Raw genomic sequence first — 22,398 nt, forward strand, 5'->3', positions numbered from 1 at the left:
AGGAACTGGTCATTTTTTTATAATTCTTTGCGAAGTGTTTCTACTTTTTCACGTAAATATGTTTGTAAGTCAGCACAAACATCACGATTCATGGGCGGAACACCTTCAAGTGGATATTCTTTATCGATGAGTTCGTACTTATTAACACCCATTGTATGATATGGGAGCAATTCAATGCGTTCAATATTATTGAGCGGTGCAATATATTCTGCAAGTTCATCCATATATTCGTAGGTATCATGGAATCCTGGCACAATAACAACACGAATCCATGTCGCAACACCATGTTCTTGTGCTTTCTCAAGGAATTGATGTGTAACCCGAATTGGAGCACTCGTCATTTCACGATATTTTTTTTCTTCCAATCCTTTGATATCGTAAAGAATTGTGTCTGTCACACTCAGAATATCATCAAACGTATCCGGACGTCCAAAACCTGAAGTATCCAAACATGTGCTAATGCCTTCGGCTTTACATGCTTTCATTGCTTCATATAAAAATTCAGGTTGGTTGAGCGGTTCCCCACCACAGAAGGTTACTCCTCCGTCTTCACCAAAATATGGCTTAAATCGGCGAAGCTTATCCATCAATTCATCAACGGTAATGGCATCTTCCGGATCAGTTTTCCACATATCAGGATTATGGCAAAATAAACAACGTAATGGGCATCCTGATAAGAATGCGATGGTACGAATTCCCGGTCCGTCCACCATTCCCATTGTTTCAAATTTACGAACATAACCGGTTCTAGAGTCTTTCATGGTCACATCTCCTTTTTAGTAATACAAGTGTATCATATATCTCAAAATGTACATGCTTAAGGCTCATCTTGTAAGCGTTTACTGAAATAACAATGTTCACAAATTCACGTATTTCACAAAAAAACGTTTGTACTTAGTATACAAACGTTTTGATTTCACAAAGATTAAGTTTTCGTATTACGCTTTATCTTCTCGCCAAATAACGCCACCTAAAGCCGTGAGTTTATTATCAATATCGTCGTAACCACGATCAATATGATAGATTTCACTAATCTCAGTGACACCTTCCGCGATCAATCCCGCAATCACAAGACATGCTCCGCATCGTAAATCCGTTGCTTCTACCTTAGATCCATATAATTTCGAAGGGCCTTCGATTGATGCTTGCGCAGGAATCAATTGAATGTTTGCGCCCATGCGGTTTAATTCATTACAATGTTTAAATCGCTCAGCATAGATTGTTTCCTTAACCGTGGAATGGCCGTGCGTTTGTGTAAGCAGTGCCGTTAACGGTTGCTGGAGGTCTGTTGCGAAACCAGGATAAGTTTGTGTCGTAATATCAATTGCTTCGAGCGGTTTATCAGATTTTCGAATGCGAGCATAATCCACACCCACTTCAATATCAACACCCATCTCAATAAGTTTTGAAATCAAAGCATCTAAGTGTTGAGGAATGATATTTTCAATCGTCATATCATCCGCAGCCGCTGCTGCCATGATAATATAAGTTCCCGCTTCAATGCGATCTGGAATCATCTCATGTGGCTTACCCGTCAAACGTTCTACACCTTCAATGGTAATCACGTTTGTACCTGCACCACGAATATTCGCACCCATCTTATTTAAAAAGTTTGCGACATCAATAATTTCAGGTTCTTTCGCAGCATTTTCAATGATTGTTTTACCTTCAGCTAAAACTGCTGCAAGCATAATATTGATTGTTGCCCCAACAGATTGAAAATCAAGATATATTTTCGCGCCAACAAGACGCTCCGCTGAGATTTCATAGAAACCATGCTTGTATTCAATGGAAGCACCCAGTGCTTCAAATCCTTTTAAGTGCAAATCAAAAGGACGCGGTCCGAGATAACACCCGCCCGGCATTTGCATTTTTACATATCGATATTTTCCTAAAAGTGCTCCCATAAAATAATATGATGCACGTAATTTTGTAACTGCTTCATGATCTAAATCCACGTTTTTCATACCTGTTGTATCAATTTGGAAATGATCAGGGGTTGGTGAGGATACATTTACATTAAGTTCTCTTAATAATACTGATAAAGATTCAACGTCCGAAATATTAGGAACGCCATAAATATTAACTTCACTATCAGATGCGAGAATGGCTGCAGGAATCAATGCCACTGTAGCATTTTTTGCTCCACTAATTCTTACCTTGCCGTTTAAACGATGTCCACCTTCAATTTTTATAACTTTTGCCATTCAAACAACTCCTTTTGTCCATTGATATTATAACCGATAATGAATAGAAAATATACCTATCCACCATCTCTCATTTGATATTCATAATCTAAGAATATCAAATGAGATCGGTACATAGGTATTAAATAAATTATTTAAGGTTTTTGAATTAAATTTTTTTGAATTAAAAAATCGCGCGCAACGGTTTCAGGGTTTTTAACTTCCACATCCACAAGATAGTTTAGATGTCGTGATTCGTCTGTCGTAATTGAATTTGAAAGTTTTTCCAATACCGCTTCAACCCCTGGAAAATCGTGTTCTAAGTCCGCTCGAACAAGAAAAGCGGATTGATAACGAGGAAAGAAATTCAGATCATCTTCAAGCATTGTGACAGGATAACGATTCACCATTCCATCCGCGCTTGTCACCAAAGTCACATCCATATTATCACTAACCAAGCCCGCAAGTTTTAAGCCAATATCAATTGAATTCGCTTCTTTAAAATCCATATCGTAAAACTTCGTTAAGGGCTTATAACGAACCGAGCCGTTATCATCAAAAAATGAATGCTCTGCCGCAAAGATTAGATCTTGAGCAAGCGGTTTAAGGTCTGAGATTGTTTTAATATTATAGGCCTGGGAAAGTTCATCCGTAATTGCAACAACATAAGAATTCTCAGATCCTAGTGGTTCGAGTAATTTTACGTTTGCATTTTCTTGAGCGAGATTGTTTGTGAAATCAAAGAGCGATTGACTTGATGGAATATCCTGAGGATCCTGTTTAAAAAATGTTGTAAGTACAGTGCCATCCCAACTTAATGTCATATCCATGGCACCACTTTTTATTTGATCAAAGGCTAAATTGTATGCCATCGATGGTTGGATATACACCGAGTAATCTGTATACGTTTCGATCATGATTTTTGCCATGTAGGTCGCAACATTCATCTCCGCAATATCCCCATCAATAATTACAAGATCACCCTCTTGACGGCTTCCACAACCACTTAGAGCGAGAAGCGCAACGACTAAGATGATTATTTTTTTTCTCATATCGATTTTCCTCCTTGCTTGGCGATCAGACGTTTTTCATACTGTCCCATCGCGGTATCAATCACAAGGGATATAACGACCAAGGCCAGCGTTCCATAACCCAATAGTTTCATATTTTGTGTACGGACACCGCGGTATAAAATGGAGCCCAATCCGCCACCACCCACAAGCGCACCAAATACCGCAACCCCTACCGATGTCACGACTGCAATACGCATTCCTGAGAATATAAATGGAAACGCTATGGGTAATTCAACTTTGAAAAGCCTTTGAATTTTCGTCATTCCCATCCCTTGGGCTGCTTCACGAATTCCCGGATCAACACTTTCCAATCCTGTAACAGTATTTAATACAACGGGGAGTAATGAATACAGCACCAAACCAATGATCACAGTTTTCTTTGTGGGCCCAAAAAAGGCCATCAAAATCCCCAACATCGCAAGTGTTGGAATTGTCTGTAGAATATCTACGATTAATAAAATCGGTTTCTTAAATTTTGGATAGACATACGCAATCATCCCAATCATAAGACCTAAGATTAAGAGAAAAAAAGCAGATACTAAAACAAGAAATAGATGTTCTAAAACCATACTAACGGTCATGATGTGTACCTCCTGTTATAAGGCCTTTAGGCATAAATTTTGTTTGAAGATAATCTACAAAGTATCCCATAAGAATTGCAAGGATAGCCGATGGAATCGCTCCAATTAAGATTGTTTCTTGAACATTGGTATCAATGCCTCGATAAATAAATACGCCCAGTCCACCTTGACCGATCATCGCCGCAAGGACTGCCCAACTTACGGTGTAAACTGTGGACATTCGAATACCTGCAAAGATTGAAGGCACCGCCATAGGCAATTCAACCTTTAAAAGTGACTGCCATTGGGTCATACCAATACCTCGTGCCGCTTCGACATAACTTGCATCCACATCTAAAATTCCTGCATAAGTGTTTTTTAAGACTGGAAAAATCGCATATGCCGTAAGGGCAATATAGATGGTCTTCGGACGCATCCCGGTATATACAAAAAGCACCCCGATAAAAACAATTCCTGGAATGGTTTGAAATAATCCAATTATGGGCATCACATACTTAGAAATCGTTTTAAAACGGGATAGGATTGAGGCTAAAACGATTGCGATAAGGGATCCAAACGTAACTGCGACCACGACAAATTTAATATGTGTCATGATTGCTTTTAAAAGTTCGGGAAGCAATGCACTACTCATTACTATCACCACCCCAAACAACATTCGTTAAACTTCGTGCAATCGAACCCCGTGTAATAATCCCCATCACTTCACGTTCATCGTTAATCACAATAACGTAATCGCGTTTATTTTCAGTAATTTCACCAATTGCTTGTTGGGCATCCTCATTTTGATTAAAGGCTGGCACACTTCGTTCAACAACTTCCGACACCCGTTGATAGGTATCGCGTTTTGAAATCATCTCATCAATCCAAGCAACCCCCAAATATCTCTTCGCTTCATCCACCACCACAACACTGTTTAAATCACGGGTACGCATTAACCCCAGACATTCAAGAATCGGTCTTCGCTCAAACACTTTAAAGACATTCGGTTTCATTAAGTCTCCACACGTCAAATCAAATGAAGACCCATTCTCGTGCATCTGTTTTCCCATAAACTGTTTAACTTGCTTGGTAGCAGGATGACGTAACATCTCTTCGGGTGTTGCTTTTTGAACAATTTTTCCACCTTCCATAAAGACAATTGTATCTGCCATTTTTATGGCTTCGTCCATGTCATGAGTAACGAAGACAATGGTAATACCTAATTTTTCTTGAATTGACTTCACTTCATCTTGCAAAGCATCACGCGTTACGGGATCCAATGCACCAAATGGTTCATCCATAAGAATCACGGGAGGGTTTGCGGCAAGTGCACGTAACACACCAATACGTTGCTGTTGTCCACCACTAAGTTCGGATGGATAACGACTGGCATACGTCTCATAAGGCATTCCAACAAGAGGCATTAACTCCCGTACCCGTTCATCAATACGTTGTTCATCCCACTTCAAAAGCCTTGGTACAATCGCAATATTATCTGCGAGAGTCATATTTGGAAAAAGGCCAATCTGTTGTATGACATAGCCAATATTTCGACGTAAATCAATGACATTCATGTCATCAATCTTTTGACCTTTAATATATATTTCACCACCATCATGTTTGATAATCCGATTCAACATCTTCAATGTTGTTGTCTTTCCACAACCTGATGGTCCGATAAGGCATACAAATTCGCCTTGATTTATTGTTAGATTTAAGTTTTCAATAACGACTTTGTCGTTATAAACCTTCTTAACATTTCTGTATTCGATCATATATTTTCCTCCTATTTTAATGCTGTCGCATAAAAAAAAATGTACGCGACATTTCCCTTAAAATTCATTCAGAATGTTGATTCAAGCACAACTTAATTAAGAGTCAATTATGATGTTTTTAATCATAATGATATAAATAGTATAACGCAAAATACACTTTGAAACAAATTACGCCTGTTTTCATTCCGTAATCAATTCAAGAAAACTTCAAAATAAGCTTCAATTTTTCAAGAATAGTTTGTACATAAATGACTTCCGATTTTTAAATAAAATGGACTGAAAGCTCAATACAGCGTCCCTATCCCTCCAAAACACATACATGGCATCTTTTATCCAAGATCATTGATATCCATACGAAACAGCGTAAAACAAGCACATACGCAAAAAAAGAATCACAGATTGTGATTCTTTGCATGAGATGCCTGAGTATAGAGATAGCCTACCAAGACTGCACCACCAATGATATTACCTGCATAGGAAAATAAAATATTTGATGCGAATTCAGAAAATTGAATCACACCATTTTGCATCCCTGCGGTTAATAAAAACATATTCGCAACACTGTGTTGGAAACCAAGCAAAACAAAAACCATAACTGGAAACCAAATCCCCATAATCTTTCCAGCACCGTCTTTCATTGCGACATTAAGCCATACCGCTAAACCTACAAACCAATTACAACCAATTCCTGAGATTAAAGTTGCGAATGGGGAATACGATGCTTTACCCATTGCCAAACGATTTACCGTTTCACTGTAATGGCTCAGCTCTCCACGTCCTAAAACCAACGCCACAAACACAGCCCCTACCAAGTTCGCAAGTGTAATAACAACCCAATTCATCACGAGTTCTTTTAATGTAACTTTTTGATTTGCATAAGACGTTCCCACTACGGTCATATTACCTGTAATTAATTCTCCCCCTGCAAGCAAAATCACAATTAAACCAATCGGAAATACACTAGCACCCAAAACATTTCCAAATCCGCCATCTACAGTCGCTACGATTTTAATATAGGCAAGATACCCTAACGAAATCATTGCCCCAGCAATAAATCCAAGAATCCATTGTTGCTTTAAGGTTTTATGTACCTTCACAACCCCTAAATCGGATACACGTTCAACCGTTTCATCAAATGAATACATAAGTCTCCTCCAAGTTCCAAATGTAATCTTACGTTGAGATGGCCGGCAATTCAAGGGTACTTCCACAAAGTTTGTGAATATTAACGCATCTTTAATTTAAATCGGTTTCAGTTTGGTCAACTTTGTTTATAACCGACATGATTGCACAAAAAAACCATCGACATCATACGATGCCAATGGTTTTATATATGTATCGAATTAAGCTTTGTTAGCTGAACCCATCATATCAATTTTTTCTTTAACTGTTGCACGGATTGCATCGGTACCTGGAGCTAAAAGTTTACGAGGGTCAAATCCTTTACCTTCTAAATCTTTACCTGATTCGATGTATTTACGTGTTGCTTCAGCAAATACTAATTGACATTCTGTGTTAACGTTAATTTTTGAAACACCTAATGCGATTGCTTTTTTGATTTGGTCTTCAGGAATTCCTGAACCACCGTGTAATACTAAAGGAATGCTTCCTGTAGCAGCTTTAATTGCTTCTAAAGTTTCAAAGCTTAAACCTGCCCAGTTTTCTGGGTATTTACCGTGAATGTTACCAATACCAGCTGCTAGGAAATCAATTCCTGTGTCAGCGATTGTTTTACATTCTGCAGGGTCTGCAAGTTCACCTGTACCGATGATTCCGTCTTCTTCTCCACCGATTGAACCTACTTCAGCTTCAACTGAAACACCTTTTGAATGTGCTAATTCAACGATTGCTTTTGTTTGTGCTAAGTTTTCTTCGAATGGTAAGTGTGATCCATCATACATTACTGATGTGAATCCTGCTTCGATGCATTCTTTAGCACCTTCAAAACTACCGTGGTCTAAGTGTAATGCTACTGGAACTGTAATATTTAGTTCTTCTAACATACCGTTTACCATACCAACGATTGTTTTGTAACCTGTCATATATTTACCAGCACCTTCTGATACTGCTAACAAGATTGGTGATTTCATTTCTTCTGCTTGAAGAAGAACTGCTTTTGTCCACTCTAAGTTATTAATGTTGATTGCTGGTACAGCGTAGTGTCCGTCACGTGCTGCTTCCAAAATGCCTTTAGCTGATACTAATGCCATAATAATAAATTCCTCCTATTTATATATCTATTCTACTCTTTTTTTCGCAAATTGCAAAGACGCATTCACAAATCCGTAGAATAATGGATGTGAACGGTTTGGTCTTGACTTAAACTCTGGATGATATTGACATGCCACGAAATAATCATGGTCTTTAAGCTCAATAATTTCCACGAGTTGACCATCAGGACTTAATCCACTGAAGCGTACTCCAGCCTTCTCAAATTGCTCACGATATTTATTATTAAATTCATAACGATGACGATGACGTTCAAAAATAACATCCTCATGATTGTAAAGATCATACACCTTACCCTCATGATCAAGTTGACATGGATAATTACCTAAACGTAATGTACCACCAAGATCTGTGTGTTGTAATTGGTCTTCCATAAGATCAATTACAGGATAATTCGTTTCCGGTACCAGTTCGGTTGAATGTGCACCTTCTAAATCGCATACATTACGACCAAATTCGATCATCGCTACTTGCATTCCTAAACAAATTCCAAAGTACGGAACATTATTTTCTCGTGCATATTGCGCGGCTAAAATTTTACCTTCTACACCACGCAACCCAAATCCTCCAGGTACAAGAATACCATCTAACCCCTTAAGTGTTTCTGTAACATTCTCGGCTGTAATCTCAGCTGAGTCAATCCATTCAACTTCAATTTCACTGCTGCATGCATAACCCGCATGTAAGAGTGCTTCGCTCACAGATAAATAAGCATCATGAAGCTGAACGTACTTCCCAACAAGACCAATTTTAACTTTATGTTGTAGGTTTTTTGCACTGTCAATCATCGCAGACCATTCTGTCATGTCAGCTGCAGGTAAATCACCTAAACCAAATTTATGAAGAATATAATTATCAAGTCCTTGCGCTTGGAAAGAAAGTGGAAGTTCGTATAAGTTTTCCACATTGCGTGATTCAATAATTGCATTCTCATTCACATCACAGAAAAGCGCAATCTTATTCTTCATATCTTGTGTTAAAGGCTCATCACAACGTGTAACAATAATATTTGCTTTGATACCGTGTGACATGAGTTCTTTAAAACTATGTTGTGTTGGTTTTGTTTTGAATTCGTTACTTGCAGGAACCTTAGGAATGAGTGTTGTATGAACAAACACAACATCCTCAGTTTTATTTTCCGCATGGACTTGACGTACCGCTTCTAAAAATGGAAGTGATTCAATGTCCCCTACTGTACCACCAATTTCAGTGATAACAACATCCGCTCCCGATTCTTTTCCCGCATCATAGATTTTATTTTTAATTTCATCTGTGATATGTGGAATAACTTGAACTGTTGCACCTAAATATGCACCTTTTCGTTCCTTATTAATAACACTTGAGTAGACACGACCTGTAGTAATGCTGGCATTTCTCGTTAACTCTTCATCAATGAAGCGCTCATAGTGACCTAAGTCTAAGTCTGTTTCGGCACCATCTTTCGTTACGAAAACCTCACCATGTTGGTATGGTGACATTGTTCCTGGGTCTACGTTAATGTATGGATCAAACTTTTGCATGAACACTTTCATGCCACGATTTTTGAGCAATCGCCCTATCGATGAAGCGATAATTCCTTTACCAATTCCGGATACAACACCTCCGGTTACGAATATATACTTTGTTGCCATGTCTAATCTCCTTCTACTACAAAAATAAAAGCTCCCAATAAATTTGGAAGCTGCTGCCCTTTTATATTTTAGCAAACTTAATATATGAGTTCAACCAAAGACTTCAATTATTCTTCTTCAATGCTTGGAACAATCTCAAATTCTTCGAAATCTTCATCATAATCGTCATAAGTATCTAATAAATCAGGGTCGATTTGTAAACTTTCTAAAGTATGGCGTTCGCGTAAATCCCATTTATTTCCTTCTAATGAGATAAATCGTGAATCCATCATCATTGCATTATAGAATGATGCCACTTTTCGTTTTGAAATTTCCTCAGAAAAATTCACTTCTTCAGCGACTTCTTTCCATAATTTACTAAATACAATTTCCTTACGTTTTCGTTTTAATTTTTCATATGCAATATCACTTAATGATTTTGATGACATAGTTTATACCTCCGGTTCCCACCTACATTCGAATTCAAGCGTATCAACGTGTGACCCAGCTTGCTTCAAATGATACCTCATATAAAGAAGACCACTTCTAATTTCTAATGTTTCTACTTCAACCTCGAACACGATAATTCCCTGTGCGCTTGAGACGAGCAACTCTGTTTGTTCGCCTTTACAGAAAACACCTTGTGTTAACCATTCCCCTTGCCGCTTAAATGATACTTCATCATTGGTGAAATCAAGAATAACATATGCATCTTCTTCGTCATACATTATGCGTTGATACGGTCCATAGTTTATGAGATCGGCTTGGGTATCGGTGTGATGAAAGGATTCATCACGAGACTTTTGCTTAATAGTGACTTTAGTTTTAATGGAGATCCCCCTTACGTATTTCACCTATGTATTATATGGCTTTGAACAACAATGTCAACATGTTTATTACATAAAGTAAAAAAGTGTGCTTCAATACACACACTTTCATTTTACATTCACATTACTTCACAAAATACGCTTCGATTTCACTTATTTCTCGCATGATTTGTGGGGCTAAATCTTCACATCCATTTTCCGTTACAAGTAGGTCTGTTTCAATGCGAATTCCAATACCTTCTTCAGCGATATAGAGGCCCGGTTCATTTGTAATAACATTACCCGGTACTAAGGGTTGGCCACGATCAATCCAAACATCATGTGTGTCCAAACCAAGTGAATGACCAATACTGTGATAGTAGTAACGCCCTACTTCTTCAACATTATCGATTAGTCCGAGTTTAATACATGATTGTCCTAATGTTTCTTTTGAGATTTCATTTAATTCCATAATTGAAATACCAGGTTTAACCGATTCATTAATGATGTGGAACGTATTCAAGACTTCTTGATAAACTTCTTTTTGGCGTGGTGTAAACGTTCCATTGATTGGGAACGTACGAGAAATATCTGCACCATAACCATTAACACGAATGCCTAAGTCAAGTAAAACAAGTTCGCCATCATTTAACGGTTGATTGTTTGAAATGTAATGAAGCACGGTCGCATTCTTACCACTTGCGCAAATTGTATCAAACATTAAATCGCCGTGGGCCTTATTGCCTTCATATAAAAAGCGCGCAGCCATGTCATTTTCATTGGCACCTGGTTTCATTTCTTCTACCATTGCTTTGATTGCATGATCCGTTACATCAATCGCGTGACGAATGGCTTCCACTTCTTCAGGATGTTTAATTTGGCGACAACGTACAAGACATTCAAAAATATCCACAACATTTTCTTCGCCTACCGCATCCGCAAAGACAAGACCGGATGAATGTTCAACATCGCCAATGGTATCGTGATCCATATCAACTCCAATTGAGAGTCCTGAATCTAAAACTGATGTTACATACGCATCAAATTCATTAAAGTAACGGACATCTTCAATCCCCGAAATTGTTTGCGCTTCTTCTTTTGTCATAAAATATCCTACCCATTTTTCCATGTCTGGATTAATTTCACGTAAAAATAGGATTTCATGATTTGTTTCTTTTTCAAAAACAACAACCGCTTCCGGTTCTTCAATACCGGTTACATAATAAAAGTTTCGATTCGCTGAGAAAGGGTATTCCGCATCTGCTGAACGACGAACGCCGCATCCGCTGAATAAAAACGTAACTGTCTTTTCAGGCAATTCATTCATCACCTTTTCACGAATATTGATATATGTTTGTTTTTTCATGATTATACCTCCTCAGGGTAGAAAATCTTTTCGTCCTGTTTCTTTTCACCCGTCGCGAATCCCCGAACGATTGAGGATGCGCTGGTTAATTCTACAAGTGTACCGTTTTTTAGGACAACCCATAACCCCTCTTCACCATTTTCAACATAAGGTGAATAAAGGATTTGCGATTGTTGATCACTAATAACATAGTAGCGATTATCAAAACCTGCATTTTGTACCCGTTCTTTAATCGCATCAACTTGTTGTGAAGACTCGAGATCTTCATATTTAAAGAGTTTACGATTTAAAAGACGTAACGCTAAGTCTTTTAGGATGGGATCTTTAGATTTCGTTAAGGACATAAATCCGGCATAGCAGGTCGATTCATCCAATTCAAAATGTTCTTGAGTACTAATTTCCCCACCCGAAACAAAGGGTTTGAAAAACGATAACTCATTCCCTAATGCTTTACCCTCATGAACCAAATCTTTCATTCGTTCAAAAATTGCGAATAGAATCATCTCAAAACTTCGTGATGTTGGATGAAGGTAGACCTGCCAGTACATCTGATAGCGAGCCATAATATAGTCTTCAACCGCATGAATTCCACTCTCTTTTACCACAAGCTTATCATCAATTACAATAAGTGTTCTTAAAATACGAGATAAATCAAATTCACCATAACTAACACCCGTAAAGTATGAATCACGCAGGAGATAATCCATGCGATCTGCATCCAATTGACTTGAAATAATTTGTGTCAAGAGTTTGCGCGAATGACGGTGCGCGATAATATCTGCAACCAGTTGCGGCAACTCTGGATGCGCCTCAACAAGAATCTTATGAACCTGTGTGTCCTCTAGAATAATTCGATCCGTAAACTTTTCGTGATTAACCGATGTCACAGATTCGAAAGCATGAGAAAAAGGGCCATGACCCACATCATGAAGCAAACCGGCACATAATAATGCAATATGTTCCAAATCTGAAAGTGTATCCGACAATCCGTTCACATTTTCAATCATTAAGCGAACCACTTCGTATACTCCAACTGAATGAGAGAAACGCGAATGTTCTGCGCCATGATAAACTTGATTTGTTCCACCTAATTGATGGATGCGTCTTAGTCTTTGAAATTCTGGTGCGTTAATCAGATCCCAAATGACTTGATGATGTACGTGAATGTATCCGTGCACAGGATCTCGTAAGACCTTGTGCTCGGAAGTTGGTTTAAATTTTATTGATGTATTCATTTAAACGTTTTTCAACAACGTCGCGACCTAAAAGATATAACGCACTCATTAAATCAGGTCCATGTGTTTGATGCGTTGCACTAACACGTAATCCCATAAATAACGGTTTTCCTTTAAGTCCAGATTCAGTTTTCGCAGCATTAAATGCTTCTTTCAGTGAATCCACATCCCATGATTCTGGTAAGTTATTCAAGAATGCTTGTGCAACCACAGGTGTTGTTTCCCACTCTAAAACTTCTTTTTCTGAATCGGTTAATTCTGGTTCAACAAAGTAGGGTTCGATTAATGAACCGATTTCTGCACCATATTGCAATTGTTCTTTAAAGAGAAGTAAACACTTTTCAATCCACGCTTCGTCTTTGTTTGTAAGATCGTGTGCTGCTTCCGCAAATGGTCTCACAAAGCTTAGCCATTCACCATCTTCTTTTTCTTTTAAGTATTGATGATTCATCCAAGTAAGTTTTGTAACATCAAACATGGATGGCGCTTTTGATAAACGATCCTCACTAAATTCTGCAATGAGTTCTTCATGTGTAAAGAGTTCTTTTTCTCCCTTTGGTGACCAACCAAGCAGTGCCATAAAGTTAAACATTGCTTCAGGAAGATACCCTTGATCTTTATATTGACTGATGTATTGCATAACTGAATTATCACGTTTGGATAACTTCTTACCGTTTTCATTAACGATTAAAGTCATATGTCCAAATAGCGGAATATCCCATCCAAACATTTCATATAACATCATTTGTTTTGGTGTATTTGAAATGTGCTCTTCACCACGGAATACATGGGAGATTTCCATCAAGTGATCATCAATAACAACCGCAAAGTTATAGGTAGGAATACCATTTGACTTCACAATAACCCAGTCACCGATATCTTTTGACTCAAATGAGATTTCACCACGAACCATATCATTAAAAGTATATGTCGCATCCGTTGGAACGCGCAACCTTACAGAGTAAGGACGTTGTTCTGTTTCATAACGTTGTTTGGTTTCATCATCAAGGTGAAGACACGTACGGCTGTAGCGTGTTGATTGGTGTCCTGCCGCAACTTGACGCTTATAATCTTCATCAAGTTCTTCCGTAGTACAGTAACACTTGTAAGCATCACCGCTCGCTAATAACTTTTCCACATATTCATTATAAATTTCTAAACGTTCCATTTGACGATATGGAGCATATTCTGGTTTTGGTTTGTCTGGAGATTCATCAGGTACAACCCCTAACCAGTTTAAGAAATAAAGTTGTGATTCCTCACCGCCCTCAACATTACGTTCAATGTCTGTATCCTCAATACGTAGGACAAAATCACCACCGTGATGTTTTGCCACTAAATAATCAAATAACGCTGTACGTGCGTTACCGATATGAAGAAATCCTGTTGGACTTGGTGCATATCTAACTCTAACTTTTTTCATTTTTAGTACCTCTTTCCAAATTCCATACTATTATAGCATGGTTATGTCAAGGATTAAATATTAAACAACCGCGATAATCCCTGCAAAAAAGAACCTACTTAGTAGGTTCTTCACGTTCAATCATCATTGCGACACCCATGCCGCCACCAATACATAACGATGCAATTCCTCGTTTTGTATTTGAATGAATTAATTCATAGATTAAAGTAACCATAATACGCGCGCCCGATGCACCAATTGGATGACCAATTGAAATCGCACCCCCATTAACATTCACTTTATCTAAATCTAAATTTAAGTCACGACAAACCGCTAAGGATTGTGAAGCAAATGCTTCGTTTAATTCAAAACGATCAACGGTATTTAAATCAGTATTTGTTTTCTCAACTAAAGATTTTACAGCATAGTAAGGTGCGTATCCCATGATTTCGGGTTCAATCCCAACTTCTGAGAAACCTTTAATTGTCGCAATTATCTCTAAATCCATCGCTTCAGCCTTTTCACGGCTCATTAAAATCAGTGCAGCAGCACCATCATTAACCCCGGATGCATTTCCAGCAGTAACCGTTCCGTCTAATTTAAAACTAGGTTTTAATCGTTGGAGTCCTTCCAGGGTTGAATTTGTTCGGATAAACTCATCCGTATCAATAAGTTCACGTCCGTTATTAACAGGAACAATTTCATCTTTAAACAGTCCCGCCTCAAGTGCACGCGTTGCACGCATTTGAGATTCTAATGCAAATGCATCTTGATCCTCACGCGATATATGAAACTGTTCAGCAACCGTTTCTGCTGTCACACCCATCAACTCATTGGTAAACGCATCAACAAAACCATCTTTTTGAATTGTATCTTCTGTCTCTAAGTTTTGAAATTTCGAACCAAAGCGACCATTTTTTATTATATGAGGCGCTTGTGACATATTCTCAAAACCACCCACAACTACAACATCCTTCTCACCAAGCATAATGGATTGCATTCCAAGATGAATTGACTTCATCCCCGATCCACACATCTCATTGATGGTCATGGCAGGTGTTGAATATGGAATTCCAGAAAACACCGATGCTTGTCGTGCAGGGTTTTGTCCCAATCCAGTTTGGATGACATTACCCATTACTACGTATTCAACATCTTCCGGCGAAATCTTTGCACGATGAATCGCTTCTTTAATTACTGCAGTTCCTAATTCTACCGCTGAAGTCTTCAAGAAGCTTCCCCCGAATTTACCTATCGCAGTGCGCGCAGCACTGACTATAACTACGTCTCGCAAAAAATCACTCCTTCTAAAATGTCGGCTAGACAATTATACCGTTTACAATTTATAAACACAACATTTTCCTTAACGCCTATCTCTATCTCGAACCCTAGTTTACCATTTGAGCGTAAAAAGCGCTCATTTTCACACAAGATACCATAAGTTTATGCCTAAAACACCCTACTTCGTGTGAATTATTCTTGAATTACACATAATTTTTGCTTATTAGCTAAGAGACTATTATAATGAAAGCATATTGAAAAAGGAGATATTCCATGGAAATTGGACTTGATAAAATAGGGTTTTATGCCCCATTAACGTATATTGATATGGCGGATCTCGCGCAAGCACGCGGGATTGATCCAAACAAATATATTCTCGGACTTGGACAAGATCTACAAGCTGTCTGTCCACTATCACAGGATACCGTTACTTTGGGGGCGAATGCCGCTTCAAAAATATTAGATGATGCGGATAAAGAGGCCATCGACCTTGTGATTCTCGCTACAGAATCCGGTATTGACCAATCAAAAGCAGGCGCAACCTCAATTCATACATTATTGGGGATTAACCCTTTTGCACGTTGTATTGAAATTAAACAAGCGTGCTATGGAGCAACTGCGGGTCTTCAACTTGCAAAAGGACATATCGCTTTAAATCCCAATAAAAAAGTTCTCGTAATCGCAAGTGACATTTCGCGATACGGCCTTAACACCGGAGGTGAAGCGACACAAGGTGTTGGATCAGTCGCAATGTTAGTCAGTGCACATCCAAAAATCATGACCCTTGAAGCAGATGCATCTTATTTTTCAGATGATATTTGGGATTTCTGGAGACCGAATTATAGTGATGTTGCTTTTGTAGATGGGAAGTACTCAAATGAGCAGTACCAACGTCTATTCACCACCGTATATGAAGAGTATTTAAATAAAACAGATCAAAATCTTGAGGATTTCAAAGCAATCTGTTTCCATATTCCTTATACGAAACTTGGATTAAAAACACTCAAACTTATCGCAGATGAAGCAACACACCCTGCATTGTTTGAAAACTTTAAAACAAGTACACTCTACAATCGTCAAGTGGGTAATATTTATACCGGTTCGCTCTACTTAAGTTTACTTAGTCTCCTCGAACAAGGATCCTTAAATGCTGGAGATCGTATTGGTTTATACAGTTATGGTTCTGGTGCCGTGGGCGAGTTCTTCTCGGGGATCTTACAACCTAATTACAAAAAACACTTGTGCATGACACATCAAGATGACCTTGATCAGCGTACAAAGTTATCAATTCCTGATTATGAAAAACAATTTGAAGCACGGTTGGTTACAGATGGCAGTCATCAATTGCTTGAAGGTGATGCTTCGAAATATTCACTCGAGTCAATTTTCGAACACCGACGTTATTACAAAACAAAATAAAAAGTTCCTTGCGGAACTTTTTATTTTATCTCACTTTGTATTTTCTTAGTTAGACTCTTAAAGATAAGTTCATACGACTCGTTAATAAGTGTTTCAATGAGTGGTTCATCCACATCCTTATCCATACGAATTGAAATCCAATGAACTTTATTCATATAGTAACCTTCAGTGATGACTCCTGGATACATTTCACGATAGCGTGCCCCTTCACTGGGTTCCGCTTTCACCGTTACAATTGAATTTCCCTCTTTATTGGTTCCCATCATCATATACATTTTCCCACCTACAAGAGCGCGTTCCGCATTCCACTCATCTTTAAAGTCATACACCGTTCCTTTATTTTGAAGGCATACGTCTTTAATTTTTTCCGGTTTCATAGGAACCTCCGGCAAAGGTAATGACGACACCATCAGGATCTGTTAACGCAAATTCCCATGTATCATAAAATGTTTTATGGAGTGTCTTTATTAAATTTGGATGTGTTTTGAGCCGTTTGTATTCCGCCTCTACATCATCGACTTTAATAAAAAGTGTTAAAGAAGGATTAATCGAATCTGTATGAAGTGTTGGATATTCTTCAATCAATGTATTTTTTTCTTCAAGCATTAATGTTGTTTCGCCGCGACCAAGAATCGCGAAAATCGGGACTGAATCCGTATCCACTTGATCATAAACATTCATCTCTAAAACGGTTTGGTAAAACAAAATACTTTCTTTCACATTCGTAACCATTAGATTTGGTGTCAGTTTCATCGTATTACCGCCTTTATATTTTCATGTAAATCGTATAGAATAGGGGTGAAAGCAGGGGAAATCATGGCTTATTTTAATTATCATGCGAAAGCAAAACAACTTATCGCCGATGGGCATCTCACTCATTTTGAAATTGTGGATAACTGGAATGGCATTAAGCCTGCGCTGGTCCTCTATTTTGATAATAATCGGCCCATGCCCATTCGGGAATATCGCTGGCCAGAATATTTTGAATTAATTTAAAAAAGAAAGAACGAGATCGTTCTTTCTTTTTTAAAGTTTATGGAATTGCTCTACATCCATGACGAACACGGTTGCGCCACCAACTTGAACTTCCACAGGGAATGATGCGTAACGTCCGATATCATATGAGGCTGTAGATGGTACAACTTCCGTACGTTTACTACATTCATTACCAATGATTTCCAAACATCCTTCGACGCGATCATCATCAACACCAATAATAAGTGTTGTATTTCCTGCTCGTAAGAATCCACCTGTTGTAGCGAGACGTGTAACTTGATAGTTTTCTTTATTCAAAGCATTTGAAACTACAGTACTGTCATCATTTGAAACAATAGCTAATACTAATTTCATAAGATTCCCTCCTCTTACCTTTGTTTCATTATACCATAAAATAAATCCATGGTTCTTTTTTTATTTACATAAAACCCCCTCCACAAATCACGGAACTAGGTCAGTTCCCACCTTTGTAAGGGGGTCTTTTTATTAATTATTAAATCTAAAGTGTACGATGTCGCCATCTTTCATGACGTAATCTTTTCCTTCAGAGCGCATTTTTCCTGCTTCTTTAATTGCTTGTTCACTTCCAAACGCTTCCAAATCTTCCACATTATACGTTTCGGATCGGATAAATCCTTTTTCAAAGTCTGTATGAATCACCCCAGCACATTGTGGTGCCTTCATGCCATTCACAAAAGTCCATGCACGAATTTCTTGTGGACCCGCAGTAAAGAAAGTGCGTAAGTTTAAGATTTCATAGCTATTACGAACTAATACATCCAATCCACTTTCTTGAACCCCTAAATCGGCCAAGAATGCTGCTTTTTCATCATCTTCAAGACTTGATAAATCTTCTTCAACTTTTGCACATACAGGAATCACACGACATGATCGCGCTTCTGCATACGCTTTAACCTTTTGGTACATTTCGTTACTTTCAATATCCATAAGACTGTCTTCATCGATATTCGCTACATAAATAACAGGTTTAATGGTTAGGAAATGGAACGTACGAGCAAGTTTTTCATCATCTTCTGACAAATTGAGATCGCTTAATGGACGGTTATTTTCAAGCGTTTCCTTTGCACGATCTAATAACTTCATTTCTGCCATTGCTTCTTTATCATTCGATTTTGCTTTACGTCCTACACGTGAAATTCGGTTCTCTACACTTTGTAAATCCGCAAGCATGAGTTCAATTTCAATAATTTCAATATCAGAGATTGGATCACCAACAACACCATGTTCATGCACAATATCTGAATTTGCAAAACAACGTACAACATGCACGATGGCATCCACTTCACGAATGTTTGATAGGAATTGGTTCCCTAAACCTTCACCTTTTGATGCACCCTTTACAAGTCCTGCAATATCCGTAAACTCAAACGTTGTGGGAATAATCTTCTTAGACTCAATAAATTTTTGAATTGTTTCGAGTCGTGGATCGTTTACCTTTACAACACCTACGTTTGGTGCAATCGTCGCAAATGGATAGTTTGCTGCTTCAACCTGTGATTTCGTGATTGCGTTAAATAATGTGGATTTACCCACGTTTGGTAATCCAACAATTCCTGCTGTTAATGCCATCTATAATTCCTCGTTTCTTTCAATTACTTTCTTTAATTTTTTTTCAAAATCTTGACGTGTGAGCATAATAACAGACCCACATCCTTCGCACTTAATTTTTATATCTGCACCCATTCGTGTAATTTTAAAGTACTGTGATTTCTTACATGGGTGATCTTTTTTCATTTGTACAATATCACCTAAACCATATGTTTTATCAATCATGCTGACACTCCTTAAGTTTATATGCAATCATTGTATTTTCAAGTAAGCTCGCAATGGTCATCGGTCCAACACCTTTCGGAACTGGCGTTGCATACGATGCAATTTCATAAGCCTGACGCTCTACATCCCCTCTTAAATTTCTATCAATACGATGAATTCCTACATCAATGAGTACGTGCTGATTTGAAATCCAAGATGCGGGAATCGCTTCCGGTTTTCCCATTGCAACCACAATTATATCATTAGAACGAATGAGTTCCTCTAAGTTTTTTGTTTTTGAATGTGCCAAGGTAACGGTCGCATTCTTTTGCGTTAACAGTGTTGCGACAGGTTTCCCCACAAGGCGACTTCTGCCAATCACCAATGCTCGCTTCCCTTCAATTTCCACATTATACCAATCTAATAAGCGAATAATCCCTTTCGGCGTACAGGATACAAATCGTGGACGATTTAATTCTAAATAGCCTACATTAAGGGGGTGTAATCCATCGACATCCTTAAGCGGATCAATTGCTTCAATAATAACATTTTCATCAATATGCTTCGGTAACGGTAACTGAACCAAAATCCCATCAATATTATCATCTTGGTTTAAGGTCTTAATAATCTCAAGCAGTGCTTCTTGAGATGTATCCGACTCACACGAAATCGCCTGTGAAGAAAATCCTACAGACTTACATTGTTTTACTTTAGAATTCACATACGTTTGTGAAGCGGGATCATTTCCCACGATTACAACGGTTAGTGAAGGTACACGTTTCCCTTGTTCAATAAGCACTTCTGTTTCTGCTTTTAACGAAGCACGAATTGCTTTTGAAACAGCCAATCCATCAAGTATTGTTGTCATGTTATCATCTCCAATTAACGTCTTTAATAATACCACACCTTAAATTACCTTACCATCTTTAATATTGAGCATAATCGTAATGGGGCCATCATTATCCAAAATTACATTCATATGGGTTTGGAAAATACCCGTTTCAACTTTGAGACCATGATTTCTTAACCCCGTGTTGAATGCCTCAAACATCGTATTTGCTTGAGTTGGCTCCATTGCATTACTAAAGCTTGGACGATTCCCTTTACGACAATCTGCTGCTAATGTAAATTGAGAAATTGACAAAATAGCCCCCCCTACATCTTGAATACTGAGATTAATTTTTCCTTCTGCATCATCAAAAAGTCGAATAGACGCAATTTTATCAACGGCTTTCTTAATATCGGCATCGCTATCACCTGTTTCCATCCCAACAAGTAACATATATCCTTGTTTAATTTCACCCACGATTGCTTGATCTACAACAACTTTTGCTTCTTTTACTTTTTGTATCACGATTTTCATGAAATCACCTCATCTCTATTCTACCGTAAACATGTTACAATATATAGGGTGATTTTATGAACAAACCATTAGCATTCCGAGTACGTCCTGAAACGATTGATGATATCATCGGACAAGAACATCTACTTGGGGAAAATCAAATTTTACGTAATGTCGTGGAAAGCGGTAATCTTCATTCCATGATTTTCTTCGGACCTCCCGGTACGGGAAAAACAACGACTGCGATGGCCATCGCTAATTCGTTAAAACGACCGTATCGACTTTTTAATGCTGTTACAGATAATAAAAAGAAACTGGATGCACTCTTTCTTGAAGCAGAAATGAGCAGCGGTCTTGTCGTGATTATTGACGAGGTTCATCGTTTAAATAAAGATAAACAGGATATTCTTTTACCTCATGTGGAAAGTGGTCTGATCACGATGATTGGTGCAACAACAGCCAATCCTTATTTTTCAATAAATCCAGCGATTCGATCTCGCGTACATCTATTTGAATTTAAACCCCTATCTTATAATAATATTGTATCCATATTAAAGCGTGCAGCTTCAGTATTTGAAAACAATCAAATTATTCAAGAAGATGTTTTAGAATCAATTGCTTCAAGTTGTAATGGTGATGCACGATACGCACTCAATGCCCTTGATTTACTGGCACAATCGACACGCGATGATGTTATTACCGAAAAACATCTTGAAAAACTGAGTCTCTCCGTTAATATTTCAATGGATAAAGATAGCGACAATCACTACGATGCCCTGAGTGCATTCCAAAAATCAATCCGTGGAAGTGATGTCCAAGCCGCTCTATACTATCTTGCGAAATTAATTCATGTGGGGGATATGGATTCGATCGAACGTCGGCTTATTGCCATAGCTTATGAAGATATCGGACTTGCAAATCCCGCATTATGTGCACGTGTTGTCACCGCCATCGATGCCGCAAAACGAATTGGATTTCCTGAGGCTAAGCTTCCGTTAAGTGTTGTCGTTATTGAATGTGCCCTTTCACCTAAATCTAAAGCGGGGGAACACGGTATTGATGCAGCCTTAAAAACCGTTCGTGAAACAGCACATCAAGTACCTCAATATCTACGTCTAAATGCTGTGGGTGTTGATGATCAGGATATGTACGATTATGAGCGTAGTGATTTGTGGCATAAAATCCAATATTTACCCGACGAACTTAAAGATGAGGAGTTTTATCGTCCTCAAAACCTAAATTCTGCGGAAAAAACATACGCTTCTAATTACGAACAACTCAAAAAAGTTCAGCGTACCAATAAATTAAGAAAACTCAAAGAAAAAAAGAAACCGTAGACTGAACC

General features: G+C 38.2%; 25 protein-coding genes. 3 read left to right on the forward strand and 22 right to left on the reverse strand.

Features of this window, described 5'->3' with window-relative positions:
* Positions 1-17: 17 nt before the first annotated feature.
* From pflA to AAG186_RS08460, 15 genes are all read right to left on the reverse strand, one after another.
* Positions 18-761, reverse strand: a complete 744-nt coding sequence (pflA, locus tag AAG186_RS08390) for a pyruvate formate-lyase-activating protein (RefSeq protein ID WP_161636834.1) — start codon at positions 759-761, stop codon at positions 18-20.
* A 177-nt stretch (positions 762-938) separates the two neighbouring features.
* Positions 939-2,207 (reverse strand): UDP-N-acetylglucosamine 1-carboxyvinyltransferase, encoded by a 1,269-nt coding sequence (locus AAG186_RS08395; RefSeq protein ID WP_161636835.1) that lies wholly within the window; start codon positions 2,205-2,207, stop codon positions 939-941.
* 134 nt (positions 2,208-2,341) lie between these two features.
* Entirely contained in the window at positions 2,342-3,238 is an 897-nt protein-coding gene (locus tag AAG186_RS08400) for a glycine betaine ABC transporter substrate-binding protein (RefSeq protein ID WP_342621641.1), read from the reverse strand.
* Entirely contained in the window at positions 3,235-3,840 is a 606-nt protein-coding gene (locus AAG186_RS08405) for an ABC transporter permease (protein WP_125163950.1), read from the reverse strand. Before AAG186_RS08405 ends, AAG186_RS08400 begins: the two co-directional genes overlap by 4 nt.
* Positions 3,830-4,471 carry an ABC transporter permease gene (locus AAG186_RS08410; RefSeq protein ID WP_125163949.1) on the reverse strand — a complete coding sequence of 214 codons (642 nt, stop codon included), beginning with the start codon at positions 4,469-4,471 and terminating at the stop codon, positions 3,830-3,832. Before AAG186_RS08410 ends, AAG186_RS08405 begins: the two co-directional genes overlap by 11 nt.
* On the reverse strand, positions 4,464-5,594 hold the full coding sequence (locus AAG186_RS08415) for an ABC transporter ATP-binding protein (RefSeq protein WP_342621642.1): 1,131 nt from the start codon (positions 5,592-5,594) through the stop codon (positions 4,464-4,466). The genes AAG186_RS08410 and AAG186_RS08415 overlap by 8 nt, the downstream gene beginning before the upstream one ends.
* A gap of 392 nt (positions 5,595-5,986) precedes the next feature.
* The gene (locus tag AAG186_RS08420) at positions 5,987-6,739 is read right to left on the reverse strand and encodes a formate/nitrite transporter family protein (protein WP_342621643.1); all 753 of its coding nucleotides are present in this window, start codon (positions 6,737-6,739) and stop codon (positions 5,987-5,989) included.
* A gap of 198 nt (positions 6,740-6,937) precedes the next feature.
* On the reverse strand, positions 6,938-7,804 hold the full coding sequence (fba, locus tag AAG186_RS08425; protein ID WP_125163946.1) for a class II fructose-1,6-bisphosphate aldolase: 867 nt from the start codon (positions 7,802-7,804) through the stop codon (positions 6,938-6,940).
* Between the two features lie 27 nt (positions 7,805-7,831).
* Positions 7,832-9,454, reverse strand: coding sequence for a CTP synthase (locus AAG186_RS08430; protein WP_161636839.1), 1,623 nt, complete (start codon positions 9,452-9,454; stop codon positions 7,832-7,834).
* 107 nt (positions 9,455-9,561) lie between these two features.
* The gene (gene rpoE, locus AAG186_RS08435) at positions 9,562-9,882 is read right to left on the reverse strand and encodes a DNA-directed RNA polymerase subunit delta (protein WP_003774292.1); all 321 of its coding nucleotides are present in this window, start codon (positions 9,880-9,882) and stop codon (positions 9,562-9,564) included.
* Positions 9,883-9,885: 3 nt separating this feature from the next.
* On the reverse strand, positions 9,886-10,287 hold the full coding sequence (locus AAG186_RS08440) for a DUF1934 family protein (RefSeq protein WP_200542859.1): 402 nt from the start codon (positions 10,285-10,287) through the stop codon (positions 9,886-9,888).
* A 97-nt stretch (positions 10,288-10,384) separates the two neighbouring features.
* Positions 10,385-11,605 carry an aminopeptidase P N-terminal domain-containing protein gene (locus AAG186_RS08445; protein ID WP_161636841.1) on the reverse strand — a complete coding sequence of 407 codons (1,221 nt, stop codon included), beginning with the start codon at positions 11,603-11,605 and terminating at the stop codon, positions 10,385-10,387.
* Between the two features lie 2 nt (positions 11,606-11,607).
* Positions 11,608-12,840, reverse strand: a complete 1,233-nt coding sequence (locus AAG186_RS08450) for an HD domain-containing protein (RefSeq protein ID WP_161636842.1) — start codon at positions 12,838-12,840, stop codon at positions 11,608-11,610.
* A complete protein-coding gene (gene gltX / locus AAG186_RS08455; protein ID WP_342621644.1) occupies positions 12,818-14,263 on the reverse strand; it encodes a glutamate--tRNA ligase in 1,446 nt (481 codons plus the stop codon). The genes AAG186_RS08450 and gltX overlap by 23 nt, the downstream gene beginning before the upstream one ends.
* A 94-nt stretch (positions 14,264-14,357) precedes the next feature.
* Entirely contained in the window at positions 14,358-15,569 is a 1,212-nt protein-coding gene (locus tag AAG186_RS08460; protein ID WP_342621645.1) for an acetyl-CoA C-acetyltransferase, read from the reverse strand.
* Between the two features lie 227 nt (positions 15,570-15,796).
* On the opposite strand from AAG186_RS08460, the gene AAG186_RS08465 reads away from it, so the two are divergent.
* Entirely contained in the window at positions 15,797-16,942 is a 1,146-nt protein-coding gene (locus AAG186_RS08465; RefSeq protein WP_342621646.1) for a hydroxymethylglutaryl-CoA synthase, read from the forward strand.
* 20 nt (positions 16,943-16,962) lie between these two features.
* On the opposite strand, the gene AAG186_RS08470 is transcribed toward AAG186_RS08465, so the two are convergent.
* Both AAG186_RS08470 and AAG186_RS08475 read right to left on the reverse strand, forming a co-directional pair.
* On the reverse strand, positions 16,963-17,319 hold the full coding sequence (locus AAG186_RS08470; RefSeq protein WP_125163937.1) for an MmcQ/YjbR family DNA-binding protein: 357 nt from the start codon (positions 17,317-17,319) through the stop codon (positions 16,963-16,965).
* Positions 17,300-17,695 (reverse strand): VOC family protein, encoded by a 396-nt coding sequence (locus AAG186_RS08475; RefSeq protein ID WP_125163936.1) that lies wholly within the window; start codon positions 17,693-17,695, stop codon positions 17,300-17,302. The genes AAG186_RS08470 and AAG186_RS08475 overlap by 20 nt, the downstream gene beginning before the upstream one ends.
* Positions 17,696-17,740: 45 nt before the next feature.
* Here AAG186_RS08475 and AAG186_RS08480 point away from each other — a divergent pair, with 45 nt between their 5' ends.
* A complete protein-coding gene (locus AAG186_RS08480; RefSeq protein WP_342621647.1) occupies positions 17,741-17,938 on the forward strand; it encodes a thermostable hemolysin delta-VPH in 198 nt (65 codons plus the stop codon).
* Positions 17,939-17,968: 30 nt separating this feature from the next.
* On the opposite strand, the gene AAG186_RS08485 is transcribed toward AAG186_RS08480, so the two are convergent.
* From AAG186_RS08485 to dtd, 5 genes are all read right to left on the reverse strand, one after another.
* On the reverse strand, positions 17,969-18,292 hold the full coding sequence (locus tag AAG186_RS08485; RefSeq protein ID WP_125163934.1) for a cyclic-di-AMP receptor: 324 nt from the start codon (positions 18,290-18,292) through the stop codon (positions 17,969-17,971).
* Between the two features lie 132 nt (positions 18,293-18,424).
* Positions 18,425-19,528, reverse strand: coding sequence for a redox-regulated ATPase YchF (gene ychF, locus AAG186_RS08490; RefSeq protein ID WP_342621648.1), 1,104 nt, complete (start codon positions 19,526-19,528; stop codon positions 18,425-18,427).
* Positions 19,529-19,732: a DUF951 domain-containing protein gene (locus AAG186_RS08495; protein WP_003774276.1), complete on the reverse strand. Its 204-nt coding sequence runs from the start codon at positions 19,730-19,732 to the stop codon at positions 19,529-19,531.
* The gene (locus tag AAG186_RS08500) at positions 19,725-20,579 is read right to left on the reverse strand and encodes a bifunctional 5,10-methylenetetrahydrofolate dehydrogenase/5,10-methenyltetrahydrofolate cyclohydrolase (RefSeq protein ID WP_342621649.1); all 855 of its coding nucleotides are present in this window, start codon (positions 20,577-20,579) and stop codon (positions 19,725-19,727) included. The genes AAG186_RS08495 and AAG186_RS08500 overlap by 8 nt, the downstream gene beginning before the upstream one ends.
* A 39-nt stretch (positions 20,580-20,618) precedes the next feature.
* Positions 20,619-21,074: a D-aminoacyl-tRNA deacylase gene (gene dtd / locus AAG186_RS08505; protein ID WP_125163931.1), complete on the reverse strand. Its 456-nt coding sequence runs from the start codon at positions 21,072-21,074 to the stop codon at positions 20,619-20,621.
* Between the two features lie 56 nt (positions 21,075-21,130).
* Here dtd and AAG186_RS08510 point away from each other — a divergent pair, with 56 nt between their 5' ends.
* Complete coding sequence (locus AAG186_RS08510; protein WP_161636848.1) at positions 21,131-22,390, forward strand: replication-associated recombination protein A; 1,260 nt, start codon at positions 21,131-21,133, stop codon at positions 22,388-22,390.
* Positions 22,391-22,398: the final 8 nt, after the last annotated feature.

The sequence above is a fragment of the Erysipelothrix sp. P66 genome (assembly GCF_038682365.1).
GTDB classification, from domain to species: Bacteria; Bacillota_I; Bacilli_A; order Erysipelotrichales; family Erysipelotrichaceae; genus Erysipelothrix; species Erysipelothrix piscisicarius.